The organism is Cohnella terricola, from assembly GCF_007786475.1.
Lineage (GTDB): Bacteria > Bacillota > Bacilli > Paenibacillales > Paenibacillaceae > Cohnella > Cohnella terricola.
In genome coordinates, this window is the sequence record NZ_VNJJ01000007.1 from 109,253 (window position 1) to 121,634 (window position 12,382).

Genomic DNA, 12,382 nt, shown 5'->3' on the forward strand with positions numbered 1-12,382 from the left:
TTCGTTTATCCTATTCCGCAGCCTCTCGTTTCCTACGCAATGGGCTGCCTAATCCCTTTTTCTCAGTGACCGCATCGCTTATAAGATTAAGCAGTGCCACCATAATGAAGATCAATATACCGGGAGCGATCATCAGCCGCGGATGGCTGCGAATGAACGACTTGCCCTCGTTGATCATTGCCCCCCACTCCGCCGTAGGCGCTTGGACGCCTAGACCGACAAACGATAAGGCGGAGATGTCCATGATCACCCATCCGATCTCTAACGTGACGACAACGAGAAGCGGAGGAAGCATATTCGGTATAATATGGCGGATCATCATGCGGTAGGCATTCGTTCCGCTAACCCTTGCTGCCGTAATATAGCTTTGCTGCTTCAAGCTGATGACGAGCCCTCGAACGAAACGCACGTAATACGCCGCTTGGACGATGACAAGAGCAATCGCCATCTGCTTCCATCCCGCCCCCCAAATGGCGATCAGGGCGATGGCAAGGATGAGTGAAGGGAAAGCAAGAATCGCATCATTAGCGCGCATGATCAGGTTATCGATCCAACCTCCTGCGTATCCGGACAAGCAGCCGATAACAATTCCGACAATCAAGCAAGCGACGACAATGACGAGTGCTAGGCTTAACGATACGCGAGTTCCATACAATAGTCGAGAGAACAAACACCGACCTAATTGATCGGTACCTAGCGGGTAGGTCAGGGAAGGTCCTTCGAGTTTATGGGTAAGATCTACGATATTCGGATCATGAGGGGCCAAATACGGAGCTAACACTCCGCAAATAACGACTGCGAGCAATAACGATAGCGATACGATCAAGACCCATCGTCTTCTCAACGACCTCCCCCCTTTTCGTTGCTTAGGGTTAATCGCGGATCCAACAACGCTTGTATCAAGTCCGCAAGCAAATTTCCGAATACGAAAACAAGTGCCATGATGAAAACATAGCCTTGAATGACCGGATAATCACGGTGAAATACCGATTCAAGGAAGAACCCGCCCATGCCCGGCATTCCGAAGATCTGTTCCACGATGACGCTGCCAGCGAACAGCTTCCCTAAATTCATACCCGCGGCGGTGACGACAGGACGAATGGCATGACGAAGCACATGCCTCGTCAAGATGGCGAACATCCCGAAGCCTCTCGCTTTGGCGTATAACACGTAAGGCTCATCTAAACTCTTCAATAATTCAGACCTGAGCAACCTGGAATAAGTGGAGATCAAAGACAAGGCTAACGTGATCGACGGCAATATGTAATTCCGCCAAGAATCCGCTCCTTGCAACGGGAACCAATCCAATTTGACAGATAAAAAATAGATAAGTAAGTAGGCAAGCCAGAACTGGGGGATCGAAGCTCCGAGAAAAGCGAGAAGCCTGCAAGCATGGTCGATGATCCGATTCTTTTTCAATGCCGACGCAATTCCCAAAGGGATGCTGACAAGGATGGCAAGCAACAAGCTGGATAACGCCAATGCAGCCGTAATAGGCAGGCGATGATAGAATTCGCTAGTGACTGGAAGCTTGCTATAGAAAGAGGCTCCGAAGTCGAATCTGCATAGATTCCAAATCCACCCCGCATATTGGGACCAGAAAGGTTCATTCAATCCCAATTGCGCGCGAATGGCGCTCACCGCTTCTTCCGTTGGCCTAATATTCGAAACAGCCAAGTAAGCTTTCGCCGGGTCGACGGGCGTCAACCGTAAGATCAAAAAAGAAACGAATGAGGCCCCCAATAAAACGGGGACCGTCATCCATATTCGTTTCCAAAGATATGTCGATATTTTCATTGAGGAGACACCTAACTTATTTTTGGATGTCCAACGTGTCGAACGGCGTCTCGTCGCGATGTGCCGGGAACTTTAATCCGGTCACGTATTTCGGATAGACGGCAATACTGGTCAGGTAGGAGATCGGCAAGTACACGCCCTGCTCATGTAGTGTCGTGAAGATGGACGTGTAGAACTCCTGACGTTTCGTCTCGTCGGTCGTAAGCAGGACATCCTTCATTTGCTGATGCAGTTCGTTGGCCATTGGCAAACCTTGTTGCGATTCGAAAATGCCATATCCGGGCTCGTAATTGGTCGATACGAAGTTATGCGGGTCGTAAGGCGCCCCGTAAGTGCTCCAGAAGATAAGGTCGGAATCTGCGGCTTCCATTCGCTTATTACGCAACTGTCTCTCCAAGCCGGTGAGCTTCAGATCGATTCCGATTTGCTTAAGATCGGATTGGATCGCCGTAGCCATCGGCTTCTCGACTTCATCGTCGCCCATGTAAACCAATTCGATCTGCAGCGGTTTGCCGTCTTTCTCGCGAATCGTCTTTCCTCCGGCCAGTTTCCAGCCTGCTTGATCGAGAAGCGACTTTGCCGTTTCTAGACTGTAATCGTAAGGGTTCAATCCAACGTTTGCATATGGGAAGTTGGAAGCAATAATCGTATCCGCTACCTTCTCTACGCCGTTGGTGACCCCGTCGACAAGCGCTTGTTTATTAATCGCATGTTGCAACGCCAGTCTGACATTGAGATCGGAGAACGGTCCAGATGACGTATTGACGATAAGCGCACGGCTGGCAAGCGCATCGGACACGGCCGTCTCGAACTTGCCGGAATCTCTTAGGTTAACGAATGAATCCAGGCTAATGTTGCCTTCGCCGTAGATCATGTCGATATTGCCTTTCTCCAAGGTAAGAACCCGCGCTTCCGGATCGGGAATGACTTTCACGACGAGCTTATTAATTTTCGGTTTAGTTCCCCAGTAGTTCTCGTTGCGGGTAAAGACGGCGATCTCGTCTTTCTTGTATTCGGTCAAAACCCAAGGTCCTGTCGTGACCGGGTCCTTGATCTCGTTTGCCGTATTCCCGTCGTCCGGGAAACCTGCAGCTCCAAGGAATCGCAAGGGACGAACGACGGCGAACTCTTGAAGCGCCGGATAGTATTGGTTCTTTAGCGTAATCCGATATGTATCGGCATCGACGACCTCCGTCTTGTCGATCTGGCTGATGACCCCAAGCCAAGAATGCATATCACGATTTGCCAGAATCGTATCGAAGTTCTTCTCTACGACGTCGGCATTGAAGTCCGATCCGTCGGTAAATTTCACGTTCTTGCGAAGATGGAACGTGTATGTTTTGCCGTCTTCCGAGATGTCCCAAGATTCTGCGAGTTTAGGAACAAGCTGGCCGCCCTCGCCATAATCGATCAACGGTTCATAGTACATACCTTGGGCAAAGAACTCGTTTGGCGCATATTGATGAGGGTTCAATGGTCCGATATCCTTGGGCCAAGCGATTGTAAGCGTCTTGTCTTCTGCCGTTCCATTCGAAGAAATAGGAGATGCGGAAGCTGATGATGGAGCCGGAACAGATGAATCGTTGCTCTTGTTATTGGACGAACAACCGGCAATCATAATGGAAAAAATGAGCGTTAGTATGATGACTGCCCGGGAACTTTTAACCTTCTTTAACACGTCTGACTTGACCCCCTGATATTACACTGATAATGATTCTCAAAATCACCTAGACGAATCATATCCTATCTATTAGTAAAATACAAGGGAAAACATGAAATTGTTTCGTGCTTAAACACGTAGCTTATAAAGGATAATAAGCTTTATGGGAGCTCTATGGCTCCCCCCCCTAACTTCTCCACCGACACAGAAAAGCCAATGCTGTTTCCTTGCCGCGAAACCGGCAATAGCGAAGCCCGTGGAGCTCTTTGGCATCCGCGAAGCTTCGCTCTATCATTTGATAACGCAAGCGGTAAAGGTATTTGCCCGAACGACTTAGTCGATTCAGCCGAACCCACTCCTTGCTATCCTCCCAGACATGACGGGTAATGACTTTCGGGAGCGTGTGCAAGTTTCCAGCAGCGGGCAATCTTTGCAATCCTTTGGATCAGATTTGTATTCTCGGTAGCCTTCTCGGTTTGTTGTCGTTTACTTTCCCAATCGAATCCGACTATTTCATGTCGGATTCTCGACTTTTGCATTTGAGAAACCGGTTTGGTGAATCTTTTACTTACTCATTTTTGCTCTTTTGCGCCAGCATTCTCAGCAGTACCGTTACCGCTTCTGCTCTTGTCGTTTTATCGTTCGGAGCAAATTGGTTCGTGCCTTTACCTTCGACAATACCCAGCTTTTTCATGGCCGCCACTGCGCCTTTCGCCCAGTCCGGAATGTACTTGTCGTCCGAGAAGCCCGTTGCTGTCTTCTCATTGAGCGTCTGAGCCAAAGCTTTGGCGATCATCGCTGTCATCTCAGAGCGTGTAATTTCGGCATTCGGACGGAACGTGCTGTCCTCATAGCCTGTTATGATACCTGCATATACCGCCTGCATTATCGATTTCTGCGCCCAGGCGCCGATCTTCGACTTATCGGTGAACGTCAGCGCCACTTCATCCCCTTGCGATTTGAGGGCATTCATCAGCATGACCGCAAATTCCGCTCGCGTTACGGTACGATCTGGCTTAAATGTGCCATCCTGATAGCCGCTAACGATGCCGGCGCTAGCTGCTTGTTTGATGTTATCCTCTGCCCAGTGTCCGGAGATATCACTGAAGCTTGTCGGCTGCTTCGGGTTTGACGTAGAATCTGAATCTTGCCCTACACCGAGTACCGCGAACTTCGTGAAGTGATTAACTTTTACGGTGATCGTATTGCCGTTTACCTCGCCGCCGATTTTTACCCAGACCTGTTTCGATTCGTCATAGTAGAATACGCAAGGCTCTTGATCGCCCTTCAAGCTTTTCGGATCGAAGGTTAAGGTCATCGTAATCTCTTTGCTGAAATTCTCCGAGAAGTTCTTCAGAATTTCGAATATCGGGCTAGCCAGAACATCGTTTTTCGTAATCAAATTTATCGAGTCCGTCAATTTCTCAATCGTTAATAGCAGCTCTTTGTCTGTAGCATTAGCAGGAATCGAGATCTTGACTGCATCCCCAAAGCTAACCTGACCCGGTTTACCAACGGGAAGCTTTAGCGTACCGACTGTCGAGGTAACTGTATCGCTTGAGGGCGTTGATGATGAACCGCCGCTGATTCCAACCACGGTTAGAAGCACGCTCTGCGAGGAAGCCAAATAGTGATTATCACCGCTGTAGCTCGCGGTAATGGTATGGCTGCCTACTGATAAACCGGTGGCTGACCATTGTGCGGTGCCGTTTGTCCCTATAGTGACAAAACCTAATTGGGTAGCTCCATCATTAAACGTTACGGTTCCTGTGACAGGGACCGCATTTACGACAGGCACTTGTGCCGTGAACGTTACGTCTAAGCCGTAAGTTACTTGGCTCGAACTAGAGGTCAGGCTTAAATTCGGCGCAATGGTATTAACCGTATACGTAAAAGACGAGGATGCGAGAGATTCAAAGTTATTATCACCGGAGTATCTCGCAGTAATCGTATGAACGCCCGGTGTAAGACTTGCCGTCTCATAGACAGCCGAATTTACGATGCTTTGCCCTAACGTTACGGTCCCTAGCTCTACGTTCCCATCGTAAAAAATGACATCCCCGCTAGAAACAAGGCCGCTTACGGAAGGGACTTCTGCCGCAAATGACACCCTCTCCCCATAAACCGACGATGCAACGCTGCTCGTCAATGAAACCGAAGACGTGATTTTGGGAACGTTTACCCTAAAGATTGATGACTCATTATGATTATGGTTGCCATCGCTTGAATTAAATTCTGCTTTAAACTCATGAACGCCAACCGATAGTGGAGGAGTCGTTATTGAAGCGATACCGTTGGCTGCTTTCAGCGAGTTTAAGTTTGATGTTACCTTCTGATCCGATTGCCCAACAAAAGAAACCGTATGGTTCGTGTTGTCTAGCTCGATTTTATACAAATATCGAGCTCCTGTTTGGGAGATATTCTGATTGACGATATCTCCTTCCTTATTGTATTGCACAATATTGAAATAACCCATATTGTTTGTATCGCTGTATCCCCAGAACGTATACTCTCCCCATTTCAAAACTGGACAGGTTGGAGACCCAACCGGATTAGTATCTCTGCCATCAATCATGCATGCTTGTTTGTATCCGCTTGGAATACTGCCTGGAGGCGAAGCTAATGTAATAATCACAGGTGTTTGCTCGATCAAAGTCTGAGCCGTTTGAATCGGAATCCCATTATCAGTAAACGTAACAGAGCCCACAGGGGAATTGCTGCTATTCGAAGTATCTGTAACCGTTGAACTTAATGTCACGCTTTGTCCATAAGCAATCGTGACCGCATCCCCTGTCAGAGATACGCTTACAGGATTTGCCGCATAAGCCTCGCCCGAAAAAAAACTTAACCCATGCGCAATAATTACAAGAAGTAGAAAACTCTTCGCGTATAGCCACTTTCTTGCACCGAAATTCATGAAATTCCGCAATTTAATCCGTCCTCCACGACAAAAAATCTCCTATTATTCGACTCTACAAGGCATTATAGAGAGAATCATGGAGATTGTAATCCTACTAAAGTAGTACGAGCTGATTTGAGCAATATACGCATAGAATCAGAAAATACGTTTACCGCATCAGTCGGAACGAAAAGGGTTGTCGCCTGTCCTTTTGATATTTCCCCCAAAGCTTCTAACGATTTATAGGCAAGAAACTGAGGATCTGCTTTATAGGGCACGTACACCTTTATAATTAGACAAAAAATACAAATAGAGACCGTCAACAAGACGGCCCCTACTCTTCAGTCCTTATATGGATCGAACTCATCCGCTCCCGCCATGCACACTCCGATCGGCTTCAGCACATGCAACACATCAATCGTTTCCGAATGCGCGTCTAGCACCTCTTGGAGCTTTCGATAGACGAACGGGCTTTCATCCGTTCCGGCTCCGCGCAGTTCGACACCGTAGTTGTGGACCGCTTGCAGCATTTGTTCTGGAGCGATTTGCCCGCCGGTACGCGTGCGGGTTCTCCAATTCATTTTACCAGCGGCTTGCGTACGGCTCATGATTCGACCAGCCCCATGCACGGTACTGTAGAACGAATCGCGGTTTTCTTCCGTATCCTTGCCCCGTACGATGACCGAGATATCACCCATGCTTCCGCCGATGAAACCGACTTGCCCCGGAGCAGATGGTGTCGCGCCTTTACGAACGACAACCGTATCCTTGCCTCCATGCGACTCCAACCACGCGTAATTGTGATGGTTGTGCACTTCAAAGTCCGCTGCCGCTCCGATCATCAACAGCACCTGCGCAATGACATAGTCCCGACCGGCATAAGCATAACGACCAGCCAGCTTCATCGCGCGGAAGTACATATCGCCCAGCTCGCTGTCCAGATCGAGCAGTACAGGTGGCTGATCCATCTTCTCGCCTGGCGCGTTCGCCAGAAATTCGCGTCCTGCCGTCAAGTTGATGAATCCGCTGGCCGTCTTATGGCCAAAGCCCCGGCTACCGAAGTGGTTCCCCACCCAAAGCCGCCCGGTTCCCACTTCTTCGAACAGGTCGACAAAATGGTTGCCGCTGCCTACCGTCCCGAGTTGATCGCGGGCCAGCGCCTTCAGCTTATCGTGCTCCTGCCGACCAATCGCAGCATAGACGCTCCAGTCCGGATCGTCGAACAGCTCATGGTCGACTTTCTCACTGTTCACACGTCCTATGCCGAAAGAAACTTTGCGCGCAACTTGATCCATGATCGCAGACAACCGTGGCTTGATATCCGCCGCCATCAAGTTCGTCCGTACCGCCTTGTTGCCGCACGCAATGTCGTAGCCGACGCCCGAAGGCGAGATTTGCCCCTCGTACGCCACTACGCCGCCGATCGGTTGGCTATATCCCTTATGATGATCGGCCATCAGCAGCGTCTGTACCACATTCCCATGCTCCGCGCACGTCTTGGCTTGGGACAGTGCGCCCGGATCGGGATTGCCCCAGACGCGTACGCCGTCTATTGTTTGGTAAGTCATTTTCCCCAACACTCCTGTTCTGCTTACGGATAACGATTTAGATCTTCTTGCCCTCCATCACTTCCGAAATTCTTTCTTTTACATCCGGAACCGGTTCTATCTCGGCCAATCTTTTAACTGCCGATACCAGCGATTCCTCCCATTCGGCTAGCGGCCAAGCTTCCAGCGCCTTTAGTGCCATGTTGCGGTTACGAACGACCGGGCTCTGCAAAGCCGTCGCGATTAACTTCCTTCCGACGCCCGGATAACGATCCAATTCTTGCACCAATAAATCCAATGCACTGTGTGCCTCGTAGTTCAGACCAAGCCCCATCTCATCGGCAGGACCGGATGCGATATCTGTTAAAGGCAGCGACTCCTCCGCAAAAGACACCAGTGTCTGCACGCGCTGTTCATCAACCGCATTCATCAACTCAAAGATCAGCGATCCGTTAAGCGGAGAGAGCCGAAGTTGTTCGAACAGCTCTTCCCATATTTCGAGCCTCAACGCCTTAGCCACGCGAATGGAGAAATGCTGCTGCCGAGCGTCTCTGGAGCGAAGCGCAGTCCACACTTTTTCCTCCCAGCCGTCCGTGGCAAGGATGCTATCGGCGATCTCCCGGTATTGGGAACGCATTTCCTCCGTCCAGCCTTTAGACAACCGTTCCTCCCATTGCTCGGCTTCATGATTCAACCAATCCAAGAGATCAAGAATACCGGTCAGTTGAGAAACATCCTGGCACATCGCACGAGACAACCGCAAGTAATCTCCGATCACGACGGGGGCGTGCTCGTAATCATCCATATCTTCCTCCGGCCCGCCATGAGTCAAAGCCGAGAGGATGTCTCCTGCTCCGTTATACAGCGCTTCATCCACTTCATCTGCCGTCAGCGCAGCATGCAGCTCTCCTTTCTGCGCACAGGTGTAGGCCAAATATTCATTCATCACGCTGTTTTGGCACCCTTTACGAAGCAACCAGTCTTTCATTTCCTGCGTTTCAGGATCCAACCGCTCCACCAGTTGAATTTTACCCCATCCGTCTACCGCTTGAGCAAGCTCGAATAGCGCGGCATTCGGCGCATTCAAGCTATTTTGAATCGCAACAGCCGCGTAGAGCGTAAACTCGTCATGCCTGCCCAGTGTTAAGATCAGCTCACGGTGGTGTTCCGTATCAAACTGGCCCAGCAGCGCAATGCCGAACTTAATCACATTGCGGTGAGCTCCTTTTTCGGCTAACCAAAGCGCTTCATTGTATAAGCTTTGCGCGTTTAGCCCTGGATGGTTACGCACCTCTTCCAACAAAGGGTCAATGACGCTAAGTACGTCTGCCTTCATGAGCTTCAAATACGCCGAACGTCTTGTTTTATGATTTGGTTTCCTGCTCAACTGGGTGAGTAAATGAATCGTCTCTTTTACATTAGCTTCATCCTTACCCCCACCCGCATGATGACCAAAAGCGCCATCGAGTCCCCCGGCTACCCAGCGAAAGGGCTGGCCCTCCCAATACGATTCATCGTCGGGCAGTTTGTCGTCCTGCAGCCGGCCATGCTCGTCGATTTTCGATCGGATCGTTTCGTAGATCGAAGCGCCTTCCTTCCAAGGATATAACACTTCTTTATTGAAAAATGAAAACATCTAGGATCACCTAATTCGTAATATGTATATCAACCATGTTTGAATTCTCCAATCCAGCCACATGGTCATGAATGCGCAGCATCCATGACCATCCGACTGTTATTGCACGTCTTCCAAATCCATCGCCTCAATTTGCTGCACCATCGAATCGTATCCTTTGGCCGTCTGCGCAATGTAACTCAGTACAGTATCGCTCCATCCGTAGATGTAGAATGTGTTCTGATCCTGCGGCGGAACCATGGCGCTGCGGTAAGGCGCGATGTCGATGATGAACGCTTTGACGTTCGGGTTCACTTTGGCGCGGTATTTCAGAAGCGCTTCATAGAACGGGCTGCCGCTGTTCTGTTGTTCATCCGTAATGATGACGATCTGATCAACCTTACGCCGCTCAGCAAGCAGCTTCCGCACCGGAGCGCCGGTATCCGTGCCGCCACGCGCCTGAATTCGGTCCGCCTGCGACAGAATGCTGTCCCGACGGGACGGCTTCGCATCTTCCACCTCAGTATCGAACAGCCAGAACAGAGAGTTTCCCTGCGTCTTCTTGTACAATGCTAGCGCGAACACCGAACCGATCTGCAAGTACTCCCCGTTCATCGATCCCGATATATCGAGGAAGATGGCCTTCCGATCCTCAAGCTCCGGCAAGTTTGCGAACGTATACTCGACCGCATCCCGTAGCGCATCGCGCAGAACAGGATGCTGAACCTGACGGAACGCTTTGGCAAAGCGGAAAGGCAGTATTTTTGCTTTTTGCAGCGCATGCTGATTCGTCAACCGGGCGACAATCGTCTCCAAGTTATAACGGTTATCCAGCACACCTGCACGTTCGAGTGTATTCAAGTGACGCAGCAGCGCGAACGTCGGCATCTGGTCAATCAACGCTTCCCAGACCGCTTTCGAAGGCTTCACTGCACCCGTCACGACTTCGTGCGGCAGCTTGCCCGTCTCGATCCAGTGAAGCTGTTCCGCTTCGTTAGCGGCTCGTTTCAACTGCTCGAGCGCCTCTACTTGCGGCAGCAACGACAGGTTCGCCTCTTGACCGCGCAAGTAACGGAACAGTGCTTGCTGCTTCAGATCCGCAGGCTTCGGGTGAGCCGTCGCGATGGCATCGCCCAAGCTATAGCCGCGACCGCGGCCGTTGTACTTGATCGCCCAGTATTCGGATACGCCTCCAAGAAACCGATTGACCTGCCGTTTCACCGCCCGGCCGCCTTCGCCCCGACCCATGCCTTTCAGAATCGTCAGGAAGTCGGTAAGGTCCGAAGGGATGCGCACTACTTTCATGAAAACTTTAGCAAACAGATCCGGACGATAGGCCGACAGGATCGCCAAGCCGAACAGCGGCTGCAGGCGCATGTATCCATCATTCCTGGCATAGACAAGCGCTTTGGCCATGAACTGCGGATTATGCTGCGCCATCTCGTGATGCAGTTGTTCCGCTTCGGACAACAGCTCGTTTTGATCCGCATAGAACGTATTGCCGAATGTATTAGTCACCAGCGTCTGCACATACTGCTCTTCAGCGGAGCGAGTGTAGGCCGGATAGCCGTCTTTGTTCACAATCGTCGGCCGTATGGCCGCAAACAGTTTTTTCGCGAAACTCATCTTTGTAGCCTCCTCCCCGGCGCTTCGCCGGTTAAGTCGATATTGTGGTAGAGCGAGGAATAAGGTTGAGAAGGCACGCGGCACAGCGGATAACCGCTCATTACCGCCCCATACTTTTGACGAAGCAGCCCTCTCGTTCGCCTCGCTCTTTTGAAAGCTTGCAAGATCGTTGAGGAAAATGTCGGAAAGGTACATATGCTGCTCTACCATCTGAGCTATCCCGCCTTATGGCGGGAGTTGGACTCGAACCAACGACACGCCGATTAAAAGTCGAAGTAACCCTTCCATGCGCCTCAACGATTGTTTCGCCTTTGCCCAGAGGCATCGGCTTTATGCTCTTATCTTCGCTCATCTACATCCATCCGAACATGGCGGAAGTATGACGATAGAGAAATTTTATCCAAATGCCGCAGTCGAAGACGCAACTGTAGGTTCACGGTAAGGCGTCTTCGTATAACGGTTCGATACGGACGAAGCCACAATCGCCTCCGGTTTCACCCTGGCCGATAATCCCATCGCTTCGATTCTTCCGACCATATCTGCTACGAACGCCGAGGTGCGGTTTCGCTTGGCATCCGTCCCCGCATCGATATCGATGAACAGTTGCAGCTCCGCGCCATGGTACACATGCGGCAGGATAATGTCCTCCAGCAATGCCCGTTTCTTAGCATCAAAGTACATCGCGATCTCTTGACTGAACGTCGTCTCCAGACTGAGCTTCTCTTGCAGCGATTTGATCTCACGCGGGATGATGACCTGACGATAGCAGAACCATGCGCCGCGTCCAAGGCGAAGGATCGCAATAGATGTGATGAACTTTGTATGACCGGCATGCACTTGGGCATCCGTTCCGATGACCAGTTGGTAAGCTGCGCGCGGATCGCTCTCCATGAAGTGCTGAACGCGGCCGAACACAACATCCAGCGTCATGCCTTTCTCGGAGACGTTGCGGAATACTTTTTCGTGAATCGTAGGGAATTGTCGTCTTTTCATGAGTGTCACCTGTAACGCAAGGTTGGCTTCTTCCTTTCATAATAGAGTTGGCAAGGGCAACAGGATTCGAACCTGCATCGGCGGTTTTGGAGACCGTTATTCTACCGTTGAACTATACCCTTATGGTAGGGACAGCCGGAATCGAACCGGCGACCTCTCGAATATCAGTCGAGTGCTCTACCTACTGAACTACGTCCCTATATGGCGGTCCCAAGGAGGATTGAACTCCTGACTTCCGCGCTGAC

Annotated in this window: 8 protein-coding genes, 3 tRNA genes and 1 pseudogene; all 12 read right to left on the bottom strand. The window is 50.6% G+C overall.

Annotated elements, in window-relative coordinates:
- Positions 1-10: 10 nt before the first annotated feature.
- Positions 11-844: an ABC transporter permease gene (locus tag FPZ45_RS14180; RefSeq protein ID WP_246120454.1), complete on the bottom strand. Its 834-nt coding sequence runs from the start codon at positions 842-844 to the stop codon at positions 11-13.
- Positions 841-1,797: a nickel ABC transporter permease gene (gene nikB, locus FPZ45_RS14185; protein WP_186438403.1), complete on the bottom strand. Its 957-nt coding sequence runs from the start codon at positions 1,795-1,797 to the stop codon at positions 841-843. Before nikB ends, FPZ45_RS14180 begins: the two co-directional genes overlap by 4 nt.
- A 16-nt stretch (positions 1,798-1,813) precedes the next feature.
- A complete protein-coding gene (gene nikA / locus FPZ45_RS14190; RefSeq protein WP_144703220.1) occupies positions 1,814-3,415 on the bottom strand; it encodes a nickel ABC transporter substrate-binding protein in 1,602 nt (533 codons plus the stop codon).
- Positions 3,416-3,674: 259 nt separating this feature from the next.
- Positions 3,675-3,940 (bottom strand): annotated as a pseudogene (locus FPZ45_RS14195) (transposase); the annotation flags it as partial.
- 85 nt (positions 3,941-4,025) lie between these two features.
- A complete protein-coding gene (locus FPZ45_RS14200; RefSeq protein WP_144702924.1) occupies positions 4,026-6,386 on the bottom strand; it encodes an Ig-like domain repeat protein in 2,361 nt (786 codons plus the stop codon).
- Between the two features lie 311 nt (positions 6,387-6,697).
- On the bottom strand, positions 6,698-7,924 hold the full coding sequence (locus FPZ45_RS14205) for an RtcB family protein (protein ID WP_144702927.1): 1,227 nt from the start codon (positions 7,922-7,924) through the stop codon (positions 6,698-6,700).
- A 37-nt stretch (positions 7,925-7,961) separates the two neighbouring features.
- The gene (locus FPZ45_RS14210; RefSeq protein ID WP_144702930.1) at positions 7,962-9,539 is read right to left on the bottom strand and encodes a limonene hydroxylase; all 1,578 of its coding nucleotides are present in this window, start codon (positions 9,537-9,539) and stop codon (positions 7,962-7,964) included.
- A gap of 99 nt (positions 9,540-9,638) precedes the next feature.
- Positions 9,639-11,144 (bottom strand): TROVE domain-containing protein, encoded by a 1,506-nt coding sequence (locus FPZ45_RS14215; RefSeq protein WP_144702933.1) that lies wholly within the window; start codon positions 11,142-11,144, stop codon positions 9,639-9,641.
- A gap of 228 nt (positions 11,145-11,372) precedes the next feature.
- Positions 11,373-11,437, bottom strand: a tRNA-OTHER gene (locus tag FPZ45_RS25360).
- A gap of 103 nt (positions 11,438-11,540) precedes the next feature.
- A complete protein-coding gene (locus FPZ45_RS14220) occupies positions 11,541-12,137 on the bottom strand; it encodes a ribonuclease H-like YkuK family protein (RefSeq protein WP_144702936.1) in 597 nt (198 codons plus the stop codon).
- 48 nt (positions 12,138-12,185) lie between these two features.
- Positions 12,186-12,259 (bottom strand) — tRNA-Trp (locus FPZ45_RS14225).
- 1 nt (position 12,260) lies between these two features.
- Positions 12,261-12,336: transfer RNA gene (locus FPZ45_RS14230), tRNA-Ile, on the bottom strand.
- Positions 12,337-12,382 lie beyond the last annotated feature (46 nt).

Excerpts from the sequence above, each read along its gene's own strand:
- nikB (WP_186438403.1), bottom strand. The coding sequence starts at position 1,797 with ATGAAAATATCGACATATCTTTGGAAACGAATATGGATGACGGTCCCC.
- nikA (WP_144703220.1), bottom strand. The coding sequence starts at position 3,415 with ATGATTGCCGGTTGTTCGTCCAATAACAAGAGCAACGATTCATCTGTT.
- FPZ45_RS14205 (WP_144702927.1), bottom strand. The coding sequence starts at position 7,924 with ATGACTTACCAAACAATAGACGGCGTACGCGTCTGGGGCAATCCCGAT.
- FPZ45_RS14210 (WP_144702930.1), bottom strand. The coding sequence starts at position 9,539 with ATGTTTTCATTTTTCAATAAAGAAGTGTTATATCCTTGGAAGGAAGGC.
- FPZ45_RS14215 (WP_144702933.1), bottom strand. The coding sequence starts at position 11,144 with ATGAGTTTCGCGAAAAAACTGTTTGCGGCCATACGGCCGACGATTGTG.
- FPZ45_RS14220 (WP_144702936.1), bottom strand. The coding sequence starts at position 12,137 with ATGAAAAGACGACAATTCCCTACGATTCACGAAAAAGTATTCCGCAAC.